The following is a 21,028-nucleotide window of genomic DNA, read 5'->3' as shown; positions in this document are numbered from 1 at the left end:
TTTTGACTAAGTTACTTTTACGGCATTAAACCAAGCGGTTACGAGTCTCTTGTTGACTAAATGCTGCAATATTTAAACTCACTTCTTTTACCAAACGCACGATAGATTCAGTGCTCGCCCACGCGATATGCGGAGTAAGTAGTAAGTTATCACCGGTATAATTAGCCAAAGGGTTAGTCAGCTCAGCGGGCTCTTTGGTAAGCACATCAACGCCCGCACCGGCAATAATATTGGCTTTTAATGCTTCAACTAAGTCAGCTTCATTGATAATCCCACCGCGTGCGGTATTAATAATTAGCGCAGTTGGTTTCATCATCTTTAATTCATTAAGCGTAATTAAGTCGCGCGTTTCATCATTAAGTGGACAGTGAACGCTAATAATATCCGCTGTTTTTATTGCTGTTTCAAACGGGGTGCGTCCGTTGCGACACGCTGCGCCTTTGCGCTCTGCAATAATCACATTGGCGCCAAACGCTTCAGCTACTTTAGATACTGCATTACCTAAAGTGCCACCACCAATAATGGCTAATGTTTTGCCCTGAAGGTCATTAAAGCTGTAATCCAGTCGGCAAAACATCTCACTTTTTTGCCATGCGCCTTGCTGACAATCTGCTTGATAGCGGTGAGTATTACCTAATAAGTTAGTGATCAACGAAAAGGTATGCTGAACAACAGAAGGGGTTGAATAACCGGCAACATTAGTAACTGCTATGCCTAAGTCTTTCGCGGCATTTAAATCAACATTATTAGTACCCGTTGCACTAACACAAATGAGTTTCAATGATTTTAATTGCGTCATTGTGTCACGATTAATTACCACTTTGTTAGTGATTAAAACCTCTGCATTTTGGCTATGCGCTAATACTTGCTCAGGGCTAGTTAGCTGATGTACGGTGAGATCTCCAAGTGCTGAAATACCATCAAGTGAGGTGTTTGCCAGTGTTGCGTTATCAAGAATTGTTATTTTCACGGTGTGTCCTAATAAGTGTATGTGTTAGAGAGGGAGTAGCCTCTGTAAGCAGATAAAAAGATCATCATTTGATTGAATGTTATGGATTTATTTAGACTTAGCTTATTGTGTTCACATTAGCAGGTGTAAAGCCATATTTAAATGTGGTCTGCCCACTGAGGGTTAACTTGCATGTTATTATGATCAACTGCCTTGCTAAGTTAACTTGAACAAAGTGCTATTAGTAAGGTCTATCCATTTGAATTAATAATTAATAGCTATAGTTTATACACATGAGCAGTTAATCTGACAATGATGCTCAGTACTAAACTATAACGCTATGAAAACTCAGTAAATCGAACTTTAGTATTGCTAGTTTCGTATTTTTGCTTGAGTTATAATCAAAATCAGACATAACGGGGCGTTTTAGCGCGCCGTTTTTAACTTTGTAGATGCAGTAAATGATTGAATTAGAAGATAAGTACGCAGATATAAGACCTTACAATGACGATGAAGTTGCCGCCTCATTAACGCGATTAATTAACGATAATGCGTTTCTTGATGTGATAGCAAAGTATAATTTGCCACGCTTTATATCCGCAGTTGGGTTTTTAGCACGCGCTATAATAAAACATCAGTTGCGTAAAAAGTGGGGCAAAGTTAAAACAGTTGAAGATGTACAAAACGAAGTTGCGCATTATTTAAATAAATTAGTAAAGCGCACCACATCAAACGTTACCTTTTCGGGCTTAGAGGCGTTAGACCCTAATCAAGCCTATCTTTTTGTTTCAAACCACAGAGACATTGTACTTGACCCTGCATTGGTTAATTGGGGCCTTTATCAGCATAAAATGAAAACAGTGAGAATTGCGATTGGTGATAACTTACTGCAAATTCCTTACATTACTGAGCTTATGCGTTTAAATAAAAGCTTTATTGTAAAACGCTCAGCCAAAGCGCCAAAAGAGATGTTAAAAGCGCTTACTCAGTTATCGGCTTACATTTATGACTCACTCAGCAGTGGGCATTCTATTTGGATTGCTCAAAAAGAAGGCCGTGCCAAAGATGGCGTAGATCAAACCGATCCCGCTCTGTTAAAAATGCTGCAACTAAATGGACGTAAACAAAAGAAAGAATTTGGCGAATACATTAAAGAGCTAAAAGTAGTGCCTGTTGCAATCTCTTACCAATACGAGCCATGTGCAATAGCCAAGGCAAAAGAGCTCTATCATAAACAGCATCATGGTAAATATGTGAAATCAGCGGGTGAAGATATTGCCAGCATTGTTGAAGGCTTTAGTTCAGCCAAAGGGCATGTGCACTTATCCTTTGGTCAACCAATTACATCGCATTGCGACAGTGCCGATGAATTGGCAAAAACCATTGATAAACAAATAATTGATTCTTTTTACTTACACCCAGGCAACTACATTGCGGGTGGTTGTACTGAAGCGGTAATAAATAAAAATGATGCAGCACAGTTTGCAGAGCGATTGGCAAAGGTACCAGAAGAATTAAGACCTCTGGTATTAGCGATGTACGCCAAACCGTATCACAGAAAAACACAAGTAGATGAACAAAGCTGTGAACATTAATTAACAGCTAAGATAAAAGCAGCAATTAATTTGCTGCTTTTTTTTTGCACAAAAATAGCGCTATACTCAAGCTATGCTTTTATATACCGGAGGGTTTTATGCAACAAATTGAAATATTTGATATTCCTAGCCCTTGTAAAGGTATTTGCTTGGTTAATAATCGGGGTTACTGCAAAGGATGCTATCGCAGTCGCGATGAGCGATTTTCGTGGAATTCGTTAACCAATGCGCAAAAAAAGAAAGTGTTGAGCTTATGCCAACAACGCTATAAACGTTATTTACAGCAAAAAAATAAAGCTGCGCAAGCCGCTTCGCCAGCACAGCAGCAAGGCTTTGATTTTTAAAACTGTAGCTTGTATTTTGATCTGAGTTTAGCGACTGTGCCGTTGTTGTGTAACTTCTCAAGTGTAGCCTCTAGCTGCTGGACAATACTCGCATGGCTGTTATGTAAATAATGATATAGCGGGTAGGTAGCAACCACTTGCTTTTCATAGCAGCCTAAAGCGGGAGGAATAGTTTTATTGGCCATTGCAAAATCAATCAGTAATGCGGCTTGTACTTTTTGCTGGATCAGTAAATTTAGCTGAGTGGTATTATTTTTTACTTCAATAACCTCGCCTTGAAAATCAATGCTGTCTAAATATCGCTGTTGTACAGGGTAGCTGGCTATAATGGCAACGCTATCGATTGTTTTAGTAGAGCTGGGCTCACAGTGTTTATAAAGCTCAAGGTTAAATTTAAATAACGGATAATTAACTCGAATTAAATTTTTGTAGGCACTTTCAATACTAATATCCCGAGCAAGCTGCCCAGCTAACATGCCATTATTTGCTGCAAATAATGCATTCTGGCGATTAAAATCGATAATATTTAATTTAAAGCCCATATCTGCATACGCTATTTGTAAAAGTTCAATAGTATAATTTGCTTGCTGGGTGTTCTGTGGGCGATTAAATGTATAGCTGTAACTATGACCAAATGACGGATTGCTAAACACTAAACATATTAATACCAGCAATCCTTTACAGTATTTAAACACGTCAGCACTTCCTGTCTTTTGGGGCAAATGGATAGGCGAGTATAATAACAAATTGGCTGTCTTTTGCCCAGTTTCTAGTCATAATCTAGCAGAGCCTATCATTAACAATTATTGATACCCTTAGATTATTTAAAGTAGATTCTTTTTATTCATTATAGAGTTAGTTTATTATAAGTTTAAACGTATAATCAGAGTTTTATCAGGCCAGTAAAGGAGGGAATATGAGTTATAACCTGTGTGATTTACCGCGAGAGCAAAAGTATCAAATTCAGCTAGATTACGAAGCTTCATTTTGGGCATATCAAATTAAGCGCGGCAAGAAAACGCGTGAGCAAGTTTATGACACCCTGCATAGCCGCCCGGTTGCAGAGCAAGGGTTTTTAAAGCAAAAGTTTGAGCAATATTTGGCACTTATGCTTAGTTAGAGTCTGCTTGCTATGATTGTTATTAAACAATTAGAACCAGTTAAAACTCCCTTAGTAAATAAGTTTTATACTTTGTATAAAGTTCGCGGTCGCGCCAATAAACAAGATCAACTGTGGGTCGCCTACGATAACCACACAATCATTGCGGCGTGCCGGTTACAACACAAACCGACTTTTTTATTTTTATCGACAGTTTTTGTGGCTCCTGCATACCGTTCCACTGGTGTAGCAACAAAGCTGTTAAGCACGCTTTTAAGTCAGCAAACCGACGCTGTTTTCACCTTCGCTTATCAACATATTACTGATTTTTATCAGACACTTGGTTTTAACCAGGTGTTAACATATACTCCTGCATTATTAACGCTATTTGATGCATATAAGCACCGAAATATTATCGCATTAAAATATCAGCAACCCTAAATCAGTAATAGGAAACACATGGGCATCAGTATTAATAGGTTTATCACAGCCATGTTTGTGCTATTTATGCTCATAAGCGTTGCTGCAACAGCGCAAGTAAAACGGCTATCCCCAAGCGAAGGGTTATCTCAAAGCTACGTCAATACTATGCTTATCGATAATAATGGCTATTTATGGCTCTCTACTGAAGGGGGGCTAAATCGCTACGATGGCTATCAGGTTATTCCAATTAACGGCCCGAATGGTGAGTTAGAAGAAGCTATTATTGATCGCATATACCAAGATCCAGAAGGGCAAATTTGGATTGCTTCCTTATTAGCGGGGTTGTTCAGGTATGACCCGCAAACAGATACCTATCAGCAGTATTTAAAAAAACCAGTGACAGAAGAGCAAATTCTTCAGCAGTCTGTTTTTACCATGTTAGCCACAGATGACAAAAGCTTGTGGGTTGGACAAGGGCGAGTGTTTGCACAACTCGATATAGCCAGTGGCTTAATTACTCCTTTATTTAAGCTACCTGAGCAATTTGAAAATGCGTTTGTGCGTACCTTGTTTCATTACAATGGCTATATCTTTATTGGTAGCACAGACGGTGCTTATGTATTTAACATTGCAACGCAACAAGTACGTCCGCTAGATCATTTAAGCGAAACCGATGTGCATATTTATCAAAACAATGTGAAGTCATTTGCACTAGGTGGTAATAACCAGTTATTGGTTGGAGCGGTTAAGGGCTTATACGCTGTTGATATTAGCAATCTAGAGGCACTATTTAAGAATAGTGAGCAGGCATTTACAAATGAAAAGCTACTGGCTGATTTGAATGTGTGGGATATAGATAATCAGCAGGGGGTTGTTGATTTAGCAACAGACAAAGGCCTTCTCAGCTTTAATTTAACCACCAAAACGGTGGTTAAAAATAAACGTATTCAACAAAGTAAATACACCCTTGCCGATACCAGTATTATTGATATGGTAAAAGATAAATCAGGCGGTATGTGGCTTGCGACTAAAACTGATGGTGCTTTTTATTTATCGGGTGATAACTATAAATTTTATAATGTAGAGGGCAGTGCTCTGGGAGGAGATGGATTTTCACATCATTCAGTCTGGGCAATTAAACAATTCCAAGATAAGTTATGGCTGGGTACACATAATGGTTTAACAGCGGTTGATATAAAAAATAACACCTCAACGGTGTATTTAAAAGATTATAAAGTAGATTTACTAACCACTGAATTTACCGTTTTCAAAATTATGCCTTACAAAAATAAACTCTGGTTACATTCAAACCGAGGACTATTTATTTTTGACCCAGAAACTCAGCAGCTTACCAAGCCTGAAACTGTCAGCCCCGAGAACCAAGTTTTTTTAAATGACTGGATGCATGGCATTACCTTGCTGGCAAATGGCGATTTATATTTTGTTCACCCTGATCATGGCATGTTTAAATATAATATTGATAGCCGGATTTTAACCTCATTAAAAGGCGAGTTTTCCCAATTTGACCCATTTTTAGCGCATGGCTTTTTACCGCCATTACCCTCACAGCCGCAGTGGCCGTTATTTTTTAGTGGTGGGGTATTGTACCAATTTAACCCAGATGATCGCAGTTTAAACACCCTCTATAAAGTACCCAAGCATCATGACAATGTTGCTGTGAGTATTCTTTCTTACGTTGAAGATAAGCAAGGGATACTGTGGCTTTCTTTATCTAACTTTGGTTTGATTGGAATTGATGCCAGCACTTATGAATTAGTACACACTATTGATTTAGATAAAAATAAACTAGGTACTCTATTATACGATATGGTGCTTGATGAAGAGGGAATGATTTGGATGAGCAGCCATAAGGGAATATGGCGATTAAACCCGAGCACCATTCATTTTCAGCAATTCACTACATCAGATGGGGTGCTTTCTGCTGAATTTAATAGTGGTGCTATGGCTAAATTAAATGACGGACGAATTGCCTATGGTAGCCTTAAAGGCTTTACCTATTTTGATCCTAAAGATAATAAAAATAGCCAAGGTTTATTAGATCACGTCAACATTACCCGTATTAATTTAATGTCTCGAGACTTGTCGCTTAATTTACAACAGCCATTAAAAAATATTATTTTAAATCATGATGATATAGGGCTTGAAATTGCGTTTTCAGCGATGTCATTTAGTTTTCAAGAACGTATTATTTACGAGTATCAGCTCGATAAGGGTAAAAAAAGTTATACCCGTAATAATCGCGTGGTGTTTCCTAAATTAAATCCCGGTAGCTACCAGTTAAAGGTCTGGGCAAAGGATCCGCTGACGGGTGAGTATACCCCACCAGCAACGTTAAACATTAAAGTGAAATACCCGTTATGGCGCGCCCCTTACTTTTTAGCACTGTATGCTATTTTATTGATCACTGTAGTGACTGCATGGGTGATGAGACGTAATAAAATACAGCGTATTTTATTAGCTGCACACAAAGAAAGCCAAGATAGCGAGGCACGTTTAAAGCTTGCGCTAGAGGGAAGTGAGTCGGGTGTTTGGGATTGGCAAGCGAGTCAATTAAATATTTATCAGCCTAGATTGGTCAACGAATTAGGTTATGAGGACGACTCAGTCAGTTTAGATGACTACTTAGACAAAGTTCATCCACAAGAGCGTGCCATTTTTAGGTTGGAGTGGTTAGAATTTTTATCAACCGACAAAGGATACTTTAACTGTACTTACAGACTACGTCATGCCAAAGGTCATTGGCGCTGGTACAAAGACTTTGGCAAAGTGGTTGAATGGGATGAAACAACACCGCAAAAAGTAGCGGGTACGTATACTAATATGACACGCGAAATGGTGTTTGAAGAACACGCTCGATTATTTACCGCCGCGTTTGAACAAACCCGAGATTGGGTATTTATTTTAGATAAAAACTTTAACATACGTGCTTCAAATAAGTCGCTGCAAACGGCTTTTGCTGTATCGGCAGAGCCTCGTTCAACTCGCTCGCTTAATTTAGGCATGACTCGCAGCAGCTATTTTGACTATTTACGCATTATGCAAAAGCTTGAAGTAGGCGAGCACTTCTCATGTGAAGATACTGTGGTACTGGCTAATAAAGAGCAGCGTCATGTGTTAGTTAAAATAAGCGCTGTAGCGGATGAAAGTAAAAGGTTGAGTAGCTATGTGGTTATTTTAACGGATATTCATGCGCAAAAATCAGCTGAGAACGAGCTGCATCTATTAACTAATTACGATTCATTAACGGGCTTGCCAAATAGAACCCTGTTTAATGACCGAGCTGTGCATGCCATAGATCAAGCGCGTCGTCATAACAGCAAAGTCGCTTTATTACACGTTAATATAAAACGCTTTAAATACTTTAATGACTCATTTGGTACAGAAAACGCCGATGAAATCATTAAGCTGGTGGCAAACCGTTTAAAAACAGCATTACGCCCCTGCGATAGCATAGCGCGTTTAGGTGGTGATGAATTTGTTATTTTAGTTGAAGACATTCAGCAAATAGAAGAAGTCTTACTTATATGCACCAAGCTTATGGATTGCGTGAGTAAAGACATTGCTATGAATAACCAAAATGTAAATGTGCACCTAAGTATTGGTGTGGCGCTTTTCCCTGATGACGCCCAGCACTATAAAGCGCTGTTAAAGGCATCAAATGTGGCGCTCTATTATGCTAAAGATGGCTTAGAAGGGTGTTACAAGTTTTACAAACAAGAGATGAATCAGCGAGTTGAAAGAGCGCTGCATTTAGAGTCGCAATTGATCAAAGCGTATCACGAGCACGAATTTTGTAATTACTACCAACCTATAATTAGTACATCTACACAAAAGACCGTGGGCTTTGAGGTGTTACTGCGCTGGCCTGAAAACCAACTCGCCAGTACCCAAGAGTTCGCAAATGTGGCTGAAAATATTGGTTTAATTACCAAAATAATGCTGCAAACATTTAAGCGAGCACTTGTACAATTGGTGCGTTGGCGCACAGTGAACCCCAATTTATATTTATCAATTAATCTATCTGCACTTGATTTTGAGTTTACAGGGCTTGTACCTGAAATTAGTCAGGCACTGAGTAATGCGGCACTGCCGCCCGAGGCTATTGTGTTTGAAATAACAGAGTCTATTTTAATGCGAGACTCAAAGCATGCGCTTAAAAATATGGATGCACTAAAGCAGCTTGGATGTAAGCTATATATGGATGACTTTGGAACGGGTTATGCCTCATTAACGTATTTAAAGCGCTTCCCGATTGATGTATTAAAGATTGATCGTAGTTTTGTGCAAGATATTGGTATTGATTCAGATAATGAAGCGATTATTCAATCCACTCTGACTTTAGCCAGCAGTTTAGGTAAAGAGTGTATTGCTGAGGGGGTTGAAAGCGCGCACCAACTGGCCTTTTTAAAAGCTCAAGGCTGCAGCTACTTTCAAGGTTATTTGTTCAGTAAAGCGGTGCCTAAAGAGCAGGTGCTTGAGCTCATTGAACGCGATTGGCAGCCTGTATTTTCACAAGCTTAAAATACCGCTTTATCTATATTTAATTAAGGCCGCTTACCACAATGACGACAAAATAAGTGTGAGCTGCGTTTATTAAGCTCCGCTTTTATCGCTTTATTAGCCTCTAACTTACTTAACCCAAGTTTGTAGCGAAGATCTTCTAGGTGATGTAACTGCTCGTTAGTGAGTTTACCATCGGTTATTTGCTCATGGGTGGCATCTTCAAATAGCTGGCGACGTTTGCGTATTTGCTCTGAAAAGCTCGATGCCAATAAACCAGTGGGTATAGCCACCATGCCCATACTTACCAGAGTGATGACACCACCGAACAGTTTACCAATAGGTGTTATAGGTACAACATCGCCATAGCCTACTGTAGTAAGTGTTGCCATTGCCCACCACATTGCGGCCGGAATTGAGCCGAACTTGTCTGGTTGAATGTCATGCTCTAATAAATAAATACCGCAAGAAGCTAAAATAAGCACCACCGACATAATAAAAAATGCGGCTAATAATGAACTTGATTCATCAATAAATGCCTGTAATAACAACTGCATTGCCCGAGAATAACGAGTCAGTTTAAATACGCGTAATAAACGTAATACGCGTAAAAAACGCAAGTCTAAAGCAAAGAAAAACATTAACAAGCTTGGCAAAATGGCGATTAAATCGATGATAGCTAGTGGTGAAAAAATATAGCGGATCCGCTTTTGCGTATTGGAGCAATTCATAGAGGCATACTTTACTCTATCTACACAGGTCCAAGCGCGTATTAGGTATTCAGCACTAAATATGGCAACCGATACCAGTTCTAACATCAAAAACTCGTTATAGTATGCGGTAGCAATGCTGTGAACTGATTCGAGTACGATGGCCACTACATTTATCATAATAATAGTGATTAGTAGGGCATCTAAAAAATGACCGGCCCGTTGGTACTTTCCTGACGCTTCAAATACTTGATTGATGGTTTGTCTGAGTTTTTGCATAATAATTATTACAATGTGAGCAGCATGTTGATACTGCCTTCTTCAAAATCACGACTAATTTTAAACCCGAGTTTACGAGCTAGCTCAATCATGCCGGTGTTTTCAGGGAGGGTGATCCCCTCAACAGTTTTCACCCCTTGGCGTTTACAATGAGAAATTGCTGCATTCATTAAAATACGCCCTAATCCAAGCCCTTGGCAATCAGAACGTACTACAATAGCAAACTCTGCTTGTAAGTTATCAGGATCCATAATCACTCGCGAAACCCCTAATGTCTGTTGTTGCTCGTCTTGTGTTTGGGTAACAATAAACGCCATTTCGCGGTCGTAATCAATTTGTGTCATTTTAGCGAGTTGATCGTGGTTAAACTGTGGCAACTCACCAAAAAAGCGCTTATACCTATCTTCTTTGGTTAATGACTGATCAAACGCTTGATGTGCTTGCTCATCTTCAGGTTTAATTGGTCTGAGCGTTGCTAAGGTATCATTTTTTAGGGTAACCGTTTCAACCAGCTCAATGGGGTAAGGGCGAATAGATAAACGTTTTCGGTGTGCCTGAATTTGATATTGGCTCAAGTTCATGGTGGCATCAAGTACTAAAAACTGGCCATTACTAGCTAAAATAGGATTAAGCTCTAATGAGGTAATATCCGGTTGATCAACCACTAATTGAGAAATTCGGGTTAGTAGTGAACACAAACGATATTTATCAACTTTTTCAGGTAGCACGCGATCTTTAAGCACGCCTTTATCATGGGCAGCGGCAATTAAGTATTTAGCTAGGTTCATATTCAATGGTGGCAAAGCGACTGCAGCCTGTGCATATTCAAGCCCTGTACCAGCTTCACCTAATAAAATAACTGGGCCAAAATTAGGCTCGGTTTTAATGGCTATACGCAGCTCGTTGGCGCCTGCTCGAGGTGCCATTTTTTGTAATGAAAAACCATCTATAATGGCATCAGGGTAGGTGTTTTTTATTCTTAACAGCATGGCAAATGCGGTTTGTTCTACCTCTTGCGCATCATTGAGGTTTAGTACGACACCCCCGACTTCAGACTTAGAGGGAATACTGGGACTGATCAGCTTTAATGCCACCGGAAAACCTAGCTCTATTGCTTGTTCTTTGGCCTCAGTTGGAGTGTAGGCAACTTCAGTTTGAATACAGTCAATGCCGTAACTACTTAAAATATGACTCGCCTGATGGGTCGATAAGTAATGCTGCTCATCAGCTAAAAACTCTTTTATAGTCGCTTTCGCTGCCGCTTTATTAATAGTGGCATCGTCAGTATTTGATTCTGGTGTTTGAGTTAAATGCTTTTGGTTACGACGGTAGCTTACTAGGTGCATAAAGGCGCCTACCGCACCTTCTGGGGTGCGGTAGGTAGGGATGGCATTATTAGCGCAGATGCGTCTGGCTGCGAAGGCAGCATCTTCGCCCATAAAGTTAGTAATCACATAGGGGCGTGCCATTTTCGGTAATTTATTTAGCGCCTCAACAATAACCTGAGCGTAACTTTCACTTGGGGCCAATGCTGATGGAGTGTGGATGATCAGTAAGTTTTTAACTTCTTTAGCATTTAGTAATATTTCCAACGCATGCTTGTAACGCACTGGCGCCGAATCGCCAAATATATCGACCGGATTGGCTGCAGTGTCTGAGTGCGGGATCACTTTATTGAGTGCTTCGCGAGTTTCATCACTAAGCTGAGCCAGTTTTCCAGAGCTTTGAATGAGTTCATCAACCGCCATTACTCCAGGGCCGCCACCATTGGTTAATATGGTAAGTTGCTCTACTTGCAGCAACTTAGGATGCATGGCCAAGGTTTGAGTGGCGGCAAAAAGCTCACGCAAGTCGTTTACTCTTAGCATCCCTGCGCGTTGAAACATGGCATCATATACTGCATCTGAGCTTTGTTTTCCGCCAGTATGTATTTCAGCAGCGATAGCCCCTGCACTGGTTCTGCCGGTTTTAATGGCAATAACCGGTTTAGAAAATGCGGCTGCTCGAGCGGCAGAAATAAAGCTGCGAATATCATTAATATTATCGATGTACAGTAATATGGCTTTGGTTTTAGCATCACGGCCTAAAAAGTCGAGTATTTCGTCAAACTCAATATCTAAACAATCCCCCATAGATACAAAGTATGAAAAGCCAATTTCTTTATTTTTTGCCCAATCAAGAATGGTAGAGCACACCGCAGCTGATTGCGATACAAAAGCCAGTTTACCGGGCGTGGCAACCGTATGGGAAAAGCTTGCATTTAAGCCTATATGCGGAATAAGTAACCCCAAGCAATTTGAGCCAAGTAGGGTAACTTTATGCTTCGCCGCATTCTCTTTAAGTGCCTGTTTTTGAAATGTAGTTAAGCCATCAGCAATAATAATGGCGCTATGACAGCCAAGCGTACCTAGTTGCTCAATAATTTTCATTAAGGTGTTTTTATTGGTACAGATAACCGCTAAATCAGGCACTTTAGGTAAGGCTTCAATACTAGGATAAGCCAGCACGCCATGCACCGCTGTATGATTGGGTGTAACGGGCATAATTGGCCCTTTAAAGCCACCTTGCAGTAAGTTTCGCATAACCACATTACCTGCACGAGTGGCGGTGTTTGATGCCCCAATAACAGCGACAGAGCTTGGGTTAAAAAACTGGCTAATACGTTTTAGACTCATTGCGTTTCCTTGGCTGATTAAGTTTTGCGTTCTGTACTGCCTCAATGTAACCTGTTTAATGTGTTTTTTCGAGCGTGAACATGCTTATTATTGATATTAGGGTCTGTTGACCTTTCAAGGTTAAACTTGCAGCAGTCTGTTTGGTATTTAGGCAAGGCAGAGCCTATGTGGTGTGGTTATTCCCCATAAATAGGCGATAACGCAGCATAAATGCCAAACAGGCGCTGCCCGAAGGGTTCTGCCTAGGGGCGATTTACTCTTTGTTGCCTACATGGATGTAGGTAAGGGGCGTGAGCAGGATGCGGAAGCTTTGCTCGGTTTTTACTTAGCCCACTAGGTTACAAACCTCGCGCCGCGATTAAATCGCCCCTAGTTTGAACAAGTTTTAATCCGCAAAGGTCAACAGACCCTAGTCAAGGAGAGTGAAGTGAATAAAATATCGAATGTAACCGTTGTTATGGCAGCAGTTTGTTTAAGCATCGGCTTAATTGCATTGGGCTTTATTATAAAAGGAGCCGCGCTTGATATTAAAGGTATGGAGCGTACAGTTCAGGTAAAAGGTTTAGCAGAGCGTGAAGTGGTCGCTGATACTGTTATTTGGCCGCTGCAGTTTAATGATGCCGATAACAATCTTGAGCAGCTAGTTGAGCGAGTTGAGCAAAAAAACGATGCCGTAATTGCCTTTTTAAAGTTACATGGCTTTGACGATGAAGAAATATCGACAGGCACTCAATCTATTATTGATAAGCAAGCGCGTGAATACGCGAACGACAATCAAAAGTTTAGATATGTTATTAGCTCAAATATTATTGTTTACTCTAATGCCCCTGATAAGGTTAAAAACGCACTGAGTAAAGTGAGTCAGTTAGCTAAACAAAATATAGCCATAGTCCAAGATAACTATCAAACTCGTATTGAATATATTTTTACTGGGCTTAACGATATAAAACCTGCCATGGTGCAAGAGGCCACAGAAAAAGCCCGTGAAGTAGCAAATAAATTCGCGAAAGATTCAAACTCCCTTTTAGGTAAAATTAAAACCGCACGCCAAGGACAGTTTAGTATTAGCGATCGGGATTCAAACACTCCGCAAATTAAAAATGTACGCGTGGTTACCAGCGTAGAATATTACTTATCAGATTAGTGCCGCTACTTGTTCAGTAGAGCGCTGTAAATATGCGGCGCTTAGCAGCAAGGTAATTTCGCTTGGAGGGTCGTTTTTTAATGCCTCAAGCAATTGTAATTTTGCCGTAGGATTTTGTTTTTGTTCTATTTCCATTAATGCCAGTAAGGCAGAAAACTCATGTTTTACCGGTATGTTGGGCTTATGTGCATAAACGATATAGCTGGCCACAGGAGTCAGCCCGTACTGATTGACTTGCGCCAATGCATGCAGTAACTCTTCATTAGATTCAAATAACATTAACGAGCGAACATAGTTAAAAGGCAATTGACTCGGCGCTGCGTGCTTAAACACATTATGCAACACGTTATTGCCGTACTTATCTGTACTGATAAAGCCTTTATTTAATTTAAGCGCAGGGGTAAAAAAGCTCAATGCATCTAAACTGGTTAGCTGTTCAATAAACAGCGCTGGTGGCGTATTGCTCGCTAAAATTCGCACGGCAATGTTTTGCATAAAATCGTATTTAATACTCATGCGTAACGCGCTCTCAAACAAGTAATTAAGCTGCATCACTTGTTGTGCGTCAGTGAGCTTTTTAAAGTCGTTATCAAGCTCATCAAACTGTTGTTGTTTAATACGCGCATTGAGTAGCTGTATGCTTAGATCCATTCTGTTCTCCTTGAATACCTACTTTATCCTAGCTTAATTCTTTGCTTTATAAAACAAAAGGCCGCAATTGCGGCCTTTTATATGTTTAAGTAGTTACTAGGGTCTGTTTACCTTTGTGGATTAAAATTTGTTCAAACTAGGGACGGTTTAATCGCGGCGCGAGGTTTGTAACCTAGTGGGCTAAGTCAAAGCCGAGCAACAAAGAGTAAATCGCCCCTAGGCAGAACCCTCCGGGCAGCGCCTGTTTGGCATTGATGCTGCGTTATCGCCTATTTATGGGGAATAACCACACCACATAGGCTCTGCCTTGCCTAAATACCAAACAGACTGCTGCAAATTTAACCTTGAAAGGTCAACAGACCCTAGATAATTAAGCTTGTTTGCTAGCAACCCACTCATCAACAAAGTTTTCTAGTACGTTTAATGGTACAGGGCCATTTTTAAGCACTACGTCGTGGAATTGACGAATATCAAACTTGTCGCCAAGCTGCTTTTTAGCCGCTTCACGTAGTTCTAAAATTTTCAGCATACCCACTTTGTAAGCCGTTGCTTGTGATGGCATTACAATATGACGCTCAACCATTTTTACACCGTCAGAAGTGGCGTTAGGAGTGTTGTTAACGTAGTAATCAATACCTTCTTGGCGAGTCCACTTCATTGCGTGAATACCGGTATCAACCACTAGACGACAGGCGCGCCATAACTCCATAGCTAAACGACCAAAATCTGAATATGGGTCTTCGTAAAGGCCCATTTCTTTTGGTAGTAACTCTGAGTATAAACCCCAACCTTCAATGTAGGCTGTGTAACCACCAAACTTACGGAACTTAGGCACGCCTTCTAATTCTTGTGAAATAGCAATTTGCATGTGATGACCCGGAATACCCTCATGATAAGCGAGAGCTTCCATTTGGTAAGTTGGCATTGCTTCCATGTCATAGAGGTTGGCGTAGTAAATACCTGGGCGTGAACCATCTGGCGCAGGTTGTTGATAAAACGCTTTACCCGCCGCTTTTTCACGGAAAGCTTCAACACGTTTTACTATCATGTCGGCTTTTGGCTTTACAATAAACAGCTCATCTAAGCGTGTTTTCATGTTATCAATTAAGCCTTTAGCTTCACTTAGGTACTGCGCTTTACCCGCTTCAGTATTAGCAAGGTAAAATTGCTTGTCGGTTTTCATAAACTGCATAAAGGCGTTTAAGTCGCCCTCAAAGCCAACTTTATCTTTAATGGCACGCATTTCATCATGAATACGTGACACTTCGGCAAGGCCAATGGCATGAATTTCTTTTGCAGTCAGGTCTGTCGTTGTCGTACGTTTAAGCGCGTTATTGTAAAACGCTTCGCCATCAGGGAATTTCCAAGCACCGTCACGGTTATCAGCACGTTTTTCTAGCTGTGCAATGTAGTTAATTAACTTAGAGTAAGCAGGTTTAACTGCCGTTTTTAATGCTTCAGTCGCTTTACTAATAAGTGCATCTTTTTCAGCTTGGTCGATTTCTAATGCATTTACTTTGCGTTTAAAGTCAGCTAAAAGCGTAGAATCTTCACCTTGTTCAAACGGCGCACCTTTAATGATGTTTTTGCTTGAATCAATCACGTGTGGAAATACAAATTTAGGCGCGATGATGTTTTTATCGGCGCGAATTTCTAAGCCGGTAATCAGTTGATCGAATACACCCGGTACGCCATTTAAACGAGCAATATAATCGTTTGCTTCTTTTACGTTGCTAATTTGATGCTGGTTAATTAAAAAAGCCGGCACCATAGAGTGCGTACCAAACATTTGGTTTACTGGGTAGTTATGGTAACGCCATTTAAAATCAGCAATGCTAGCTTCTAAATCTTGTTTTTTTAAATCATAACTTACTTGAGTAGCTGCATCTAATTGCGCACGGTCAATGCTGTTAAGCGTGACCAAATCGGCTTTAGTTTGTGCCAAGTCTTTAAGCGCTTTTTCTTCGCTGTTGTCATCCCATTTATCGTAATCTTTTTTGATGCCCATGTAGGTTTGATAAACTGGGCTGCTCATTACATCACGATTAAAAGTGTCTTCAAAAAAAGCATTCGCTTTATCAATTTCACTTTGTACAGGTTGAGCTTGAACCGCAGGTGCAGGCGTTGATTGTTGTGTTGCTTGTTGGCAACCTGCAAGCAGTGCCACGCTTACCGTGGCAGCAATTAGAGTAAGTTTACGCATTCGTTTCCCTTTTGTTGTTAGAAACCCATTAGGGTATTTTAATTTTTCATGTATTTACTTTACATGCGCATAACGCCAAAAGCGTTATACGAACAATTCTAGCAGGTCATTTAAAAAGCGATGGCCTTTAAGGCTTACTTGCCAATGGCCGTCTTTTTCTATTAATAAACCTGTGTTAATAGCTTTATTTAAAGCCGCTTGTTGGCTCTGTAATGGCTGATTAGTCAGTGCACTGTAGTCTTCAATCGGACATGGCTCTGTTAAACGAAAGCGATTCATAAAAAACTCAAACGCTAAGTCGTCTTGTTCTACTTGCCAGCTTTTGTACAAGTAGGGCTTAATAATGTCCATGTAGCCCCGTGGGTGTTTAACCTTTTCAGTGCGTGTTATCACCCCCGTTTTCGCATCAGTAACCTTACCATGGGCGCCACAGCCAATACCAAGATAATCGCCAAACCGCCAATAATTCAAGTTATGTTGGCATTGAAAGCCCGGTTTTGCATATCCTGAGATTTCGTATTGCTGATAGCCTGCTTGTGCCAATAATGCTTGGCCTTGTTCTTGAATATCCCATAAGGTTTCATCTTGTGGCAACGTGGGCGGTTTTGAAGCAAATTGCGTATTAGGCTCAATGGTGAGCTGATACCAAGAAATATGTGGAGGGTTGAGGGCAATGATTTGTTTTAAATCACTGAGTGCGTCATCGAGTAACTGCCCTGGTAAGCCATGCATTAAATCAAGGTTAAAGCTATTCAACCCTGCTTCACTAGCTTGTTGTGCTGCATAACTGGCTTCATCGGCACCATGAATTCGGCCTAAGGCTTTTAATTTATCGTTTTGCATGCTTTGCACGCCGATAGAGATACGGTTAATCCCTGCTTTTACATAATCTTTGAAACGGCCAGTTTCGACTGTGCCGGGGTTTGCTTCAAGGGTTATTTCACAGTTATCGGCTAGGCCTATGAGGCTATCTACTTCATTGAGTAAACGGGTGTATGCCGCGCCGGTTAATAGGCTTGGCGTGCCGCCGCCAATAAAAATGCTGTGAATTTTTCGCCCCTGCACTAAGTGTAAATCAGCTTTTAAATCGTCAATTAAATGCTGCACATATTCAGCTTCAGGGATGTCACCTTTTTGTCCGTGGCTGTTAAAGTCGCAGTAAGGGCATTTTTGCACGCACCAAGGTACGTGCACATATAAACTCAGTGGAGGAAGGTTCACAGGCCGCCTTTGTGTTGTAGCTCTTGTAATAATTTATTAAGTGCTTGCCCACGATGACTCAGAGCATTTTTCTGCTCTTTAGTCAGTGCGGCACTGGTGCAATTTTCTGATGGTACAAAAAAGATAGGATCGTAGCCAAAGCCGCCTTCACCATGTTGGCTAAGGGTAATCTCACCTTCCCAGCTAGCACTGCATATTAGCGGGGTAGGGTCGTCAGCATGACGCATTAGTACCAATACGCACCAAAAACGGGCAGTGCGATTAGGGTTGTCGCCTAAGTCAGCCAGTAATTTATCGATATTATCTTGATCACTTGCGCCTTTACCTGCAAAGCGGGCTGAGTAAACACCGGGTGCGCCATTCAAGCCATCAACCTCTAAACCTGAATCATCTGCAATAGCGGGCAGTCCGGTGATTTTAGCTGCATGACGCGCTTTAATTATCGCATTTTCTACAAACGTGGTGCCTGTTTCGGCAACGTCACTGACATTAAAGTCGCTTTGCGGTACAACATTAATATTAAGTGAGCTGAGCATGTTAGCCAGCTCGTTTACTTTTCCGGGGTTGCCGGTTGCAAGTACTAAGGTGTTGGTCATATTTAATCTACGTAAAATTTTTGCTTAAACTTTAATGTTTGAAACTGATTACCTTGTTGGATTTCAATTTCAAAACGTAAAATCTCTTCGTTGGTGTAATCTACTTGTGCTAGGTAATAAACAGAATCGCCTTCAACGACTTCCTTAAAGTTAAGGGTTTGCTTGTTACCTAATAAGTTTTTAGCGGTGCCTTGTAATGTCGCTTTTTGAGCGGTTTTATCGGCATCATTTTTTAATATTGAAATATTAACAATGCCTTTATAGCCACTACGCTCAAGGTCATACGCTTTAGCTATTTGCGGTTGAATAAACGTAGATGGGAAAGCAATATAGTGAACTTGCCAAGCGCCTAGTTCTTTGTATTGGGCACCTTGTTCTTGTGCGCTGTGTGCATTAAATGCTAAAGCGAGACAAGCAATAAAACAAAACTTGATTAAACGTTGCATGGTTAACTCCTGAATATATAAAAAAGAGGCGCTAGGCCTCTTTTATATTACGTTATGCTTAAGCTAAAAGGTCTATTAGCAGCATTTGTAAAAACTGAATGCCGATAATCAGTACCAATACCGATAAATCTAATCCCCCCAATGGCGGTAAAATTTTACGGATTGGCTTTAACATTGGCTCAGTTAGCTGATGGAATACCGCTTCAATAGGGTTATAGCCTTGGCTTACCCAGCTTAAAATAGCGCGAATGATTAACACCCAAAAAACTAAGTTTAAACCTTCTTTTAAAACAGTTATTAGCGCCTGTATAAGTACAGGTTGAATAGCCCAAGAGCTATAAATGAGCCACATTAATGTACTTATTTTTGCAGCCGCTACTATAAATGCCAGTAACAAAGAGGCTAAATCAAGCCCGCCTAGCCCTGGAATGATTTTTCGCAGTGGATTAACTGCAAACGAAGTGGCTTTGACCACAAATTGGCTCATTGGGTTGTAAAAGTCGGCTTTTGCCCACTGTAGCCAAAAACGCAGTAGTACCACCATCAAGAATAGATCAAACAAGGTACTAATTAAAAATTGCATGGCATTCATAGTATAACCTTCAATAAAAAATGGTTTTAAAGTTCTTGTTCCATTTGCACTGCACGCGCAATACACGCATCCATTGCATCACCCACAGTTTGGGTTAAGCCTTGCGCTTTTAAATGCTCAACGGCTGCATGTGTGGTGCCGCCTTTTGAAGTTACATTGGCGCGCAGTTGCGAAATGCTAATATCTGGTTGGCTAAGTGCCATTTCAGCTGCGCCTAGCGCTGTTTGCTGTACTAAGCGACGCGCGTCTTCATCATTAAAGCCCAATGCTTTCGCTTTTTCTTCAATCGCTTCCATAAATAAGAAAAAGTAAGCTGGCGAAGAGCCGGTAACAGCAATCACGTCATTTATTTGTGACTCTTGCTCTACCCATACAACAATGCCGGTACACTCAAATACTTGTTGTACAAATTCATGTTCGCTTTGCGTTTCGCCAGCGCCATACAAGCCCGATACGCCACGGCCAAGTAACGACGGTGTATTTGGCATACAACGCACCATTTTCACATCTTGGCCAAGCATTTCACGTAAGCGTTTAACGGTTAGGCCCGCAGCAACTGAGATAAATAATTTATCACTAAAGTCGATGCCTGAATCTTGAAATGATTGGCATAAGTCGCCCATCATTTGTGGTTTAACAGACAGAACAATGACATCTGCATCGCGCATAGCTTCGTTATTGTCACTGGTGGTTTGCACTTTGAAATCCGCGGCTACCTTAGCTAGTTTTTCTTGGTTGCGGTTGGTCGCAATAATATTGTTTGCGTTAAAGCCGTTTTTTACCATGCCACCAATGATGGCGTAGCTCATATTACCTGTGCCTATAAATGCGATTTTTTTATCTGACATATGTCTGTTATCACCTTTTAAGTTCGTGTTCCAAAAATATCTGTGCCGATCCTCACCATGGTTGAACCTGCCGCTATGGCAGCTTCTACATCGTTACTCATCCCCATCGACAACGTATCTATATGAGGATATTGGGTCTGTAGTTTATCAAAGCAAGTTTGTAATTGCTCAAAATATTGAGTTTGCGTGTTTTCATCGTCACTTTTTGCAGGAATAGCCATTAGTCCGCGCAGTTTTAATTGCGAGCATTGACTTATAAATTGTGCTAATTGGTCAATTTCTTCTACTGCACAGCCCGACTTTGCTTCTTCTGCGCTAATATTAACTTGTATTAGCACATTAAGTGCGGGTAGTTCCTGCGGACGCTGAGCATTTAAGCGTTTTGCTATTTTGAGCCTATCAACACTTTGCACCCAGTCAAAGTGGTTAGCCACTAAGGCGCTCTTATTTGACTGAATGGGGCCAATGAAATGCCAAACAATATCGCTAAATGTGCCTAGTTGCGCTATTTTATCTACAGCTTCTTGAACATAAGATTCACCAAATTGGCGTTGCCCTTGCTCATAAGCTGCCATAATATCAGAGACGGGTTTGGTTTTAGATACTGCAAGTAACGTAATGTCGTTACTGTTACGCTGCGCATTTTGCGCTGCCTCTGCAATTCTAGCGTAGGCGGATGTGAGTCGTTCTGCTATTGTAACCATATATTTATCAGTTAGTTGTGGAGTCATA

At 40.7% G+C, this 21,028-nt stretch carries 18 protein-coding genes; 6 read left to right on the top strand and 12 right to left on the bottom strand.

Annotation, left to right across the window (positions count from 1 at the left end):
- Positions 1-25 precede the first annotated feature (25 nt).
- Entirely contained in the window at positions 26-970 is a 945-nt protein-coding gene (locus BW139_RS01825) for a D-2-hydroxyacid dehydrogenase (RefSeq protein WP_008468705.1), read from the bottom strand.
- Between the two features lie 440 nt (positions 971-1,410).
- Here BW139_RS01825 and BW139_RS01820 point away from each other — a divergent pair, with 440 nt between their 5' ends.
- On the top strand, positions 1,411-2,544 hold the full coding sequence (locus BW139_RS01820; RefSeq protein WP_076918458.1) for a 1-acyl-sn-glycerol-3-phosphate acyltransferase: 1,134 nt from the start codon (positions 1,411-1,413) through the stop codon (positions 2,542-2,544).
- 98 nt (positions 2,545-2,642) lie between these two features.
- Positions 2,643-2,888: a DUF1289 domain-containing protein gene (locus BW139_RS01815; protein WP_036934167.1), complete on the top strand. Its 246-nt coding sequence runs from the start codon at positions 2,643-2,645 to the stop codon at positions 2,886-2,888.
- Here BW139_RS01815 and BW139_RS01810 read toward each other — a convergent pair.
- A complete protein-coding gene (locus BW139_RS01810; protein ID WP_008467701.1) occupies positions 2,885-3,583 on the bottom strand; it encodes a transporter substrate-binding domain-containing protein in 699 nt (232 codons plus the stop codon). The genes BW139_RS01815 and BW139_RS01810 overlap by 4 nt on opposite strands.
- 221 nt (positions 3,584-3,804) lie before the next feature.
- Between BW139_RS01810 and BW139_RS01805 the strand changes: the two genes are divergently transcribed.
- The 3 genes from BW139_RS01805 to BW139_RS01795 are packed head-to-tail and all read left to right on the top strand — an operon-like array spanning position 3,805 to position 8,952.
- Positions 3,805-4,008, top strand: a complete 204-nt coding sequence (locus tag BW139_RS01805; RefSeq protein ID WP_008113353.1) for a DUF3283 family protein — start codon at positions 3,805-3,807, stop codon at positions 4,006-4,008.
- 12 nt (positions 4,009-4,020) lie between these two features.
- Positions 4,021-4,428, top strand: coding sequence for a GNAT family N-acetyltransferase (locus tag BW139_RS01800; RefSeq protein WP_008467703.1), 408 nt, complete (start codon positions 4,021-4,023; stop codon positions 4,426-4,428).
- Positions 4,429-4,446: 18 nt separating this feature from the next.
- Complete coding sequence (locus tag BW139_RS01795) at positions 4,447-8,952, top strand: EAL domain-containing protein (protein ID WP_076918457.1); 4,506 nt, start codon at positions 4,447-4,449, stop codon at positions 8,950-8,952.
- A gap of 23 nt (positions 8,953-8,975) precedes the next feature.
- Here the strand turns inward: BW139_RS01795 and BW139_RS01790 are convergent, their stop codons facing one another.
- Together BW139_RS01790 and BW139_RS01785 are read right to left on the bottom strand one after the other, a co-directional pair.
- Entirely contained in the window at positions 8,976-9,920 is a 945-nt protein-coding gene (locus tag BW139_RS01790) for an ion transporter (protein WP_076918456.1), read from the bottom strand.
- 8 nt (positions 9,921-9,928) lie between these two features.
- Positions 9,929-12,595 carry a bifunctional acetate--CoA ligase family protein/GNAT family N-acetyltransferase gene (locus tag BW139_RS01785; protein WP_076918455.1) on the bottom strand — a complete coding sequence of 889 codons (2,667 nt, stop codon included), beginning with the start codon at positions 12,593-12,595 and terminating at the stop codon, positions 9,929-9,931.
- Positions 12,596-13,022: 427 nt separating this feature from the next.
- Between BW139_RS01785 and BW139_RS01780 the strand changes: the two genes are divergently transcribed.
- Complete coding sequence (locus BW139_RS01780; RefSeq protein WP_076918454.1) at positions 13,023-13,739, top strand: SIMPL domain-containing protein; 717 nt, start codon at positions 13,023-13,025, stop codon at positions 13,737-13,739.
- On the opposite strand, the gene BW139_RS01775 is transcribed toward BW139_RS01780, so the two are convergent.
- From BW139_RS01775 to BW139_RS01740, 8 genes are all read right to left on the bottom strand, one after another.
- Complete coding sequence (locus BW139_RS01775) at positions 13,731-14,390, bottom strand: hypothetical protein (protein ID WP_076918453.1); 660 nt, start codon at positions 14,388-14,390, stop codon at positions 13,731-13,733. The two genes, BW139_RS01780 and BW139_RS01775, sit on opposite strands and share 9 nt — an antisense overlap.
- Before the next feature lie 370 nt (positions 14,391-14,760).
- On the bottom strand, positions 14,761-16,593 hold the full coding sequence (locus BW139_RS01770) for a DUF885 family protein (protein WP_076918452.1): 1,833 nt from the start codon (positions 16,591-16,593) through the stop codon (positions 14,761-14,763).
- An 84-nt stretch (positions 16,594-16,677) separates the two neighbouring features.
- Entirely contained in the window at positions 16,678-17,814 is a 1,137-nt protein-coding gene (hemW, locus tag BW139_RS01765) for a radical SAM family heme chaperone HemW (protein ID WP_076918451.1), read from the bottom strand.
- Positions 17,811-18,410 carry an XTP/dITP diphosphatase gene (locus tag BW139_RS01760; protein WP_008467717.1) on the bottom strand — a complete coding sequence of 200 codons (600 nt, stop codon included), beginning with the start codon at positions 18,408-18,410 and terminating at the stop codon, positions 17,811-17,813. Before BW139_RS01760 ends, hemW begins: the two co-directional genes overlap by 4 nt.
- 2 nt (positions 18,411-18,412) lie before the next feature.
- On the bottom strand, positions 18,413-18,856 hold the full coding sequence (locus BW139_RS01755) for a DUF4426 domain-containing protein (protein ID WP_076918450.1): 444 nt from the start codon (positions 18,854-18,856) through the stop codon (positions 18,413-18,415).
- 58 nt (positions 18,857-18,914) lie between these two features.
- A complete protein-coding gene (locus BW139_RS01750; protein WP_076918449.1) occupies positions 18,915-19,448 on the bottom strand; it encodes a YggT family protein in 534 nt (177 codons plus the stop codon).
- 26 nt (positions 19,449-19,474) lie between these two features.
- Positions 19,475-20,296 carry a pyrroline-5-carboxylate reductase gene (proC, locus tag BW139_RS01745; protein WP_008113330.1) on the bottom strand — a complete coding sequence of 274 codons (822 nt, stop codon included), beginning with the start codon at positions 20,294-20,296 and terminating at the stop codon, positions 19,475-19,477.
- Between the two features lie 17 nt (positions 20,297-20,313).
- On the bottom strand, positions 20,314-21,027 hold the full coding sequence (locus BW139_RS01740) for a YggS family pyridoxal phosphate-dependent enzyme (protein ID WP_008113328.1): 714 nt from the start codon (positions 21,025-21,027) through the stop codon (positions 20,314-20,316).
- Between the last annotated feature and the right edge of the window lies 1 nt (position 21,028).

Source organism: Pseudoalteromonas sp. SK18 (genome assembly GCF_001974855.1).
In the GTDB taxonomy this organism is placed as follows: Bacteria; Pseudomonadota; Gammaproteobacteria; order Enterobacterales; family Alteromonadaceae; genus Pseudoalteromonas.
This window is presented reverse-complemented; position numbering and strand designations above follow the sequence as displayed.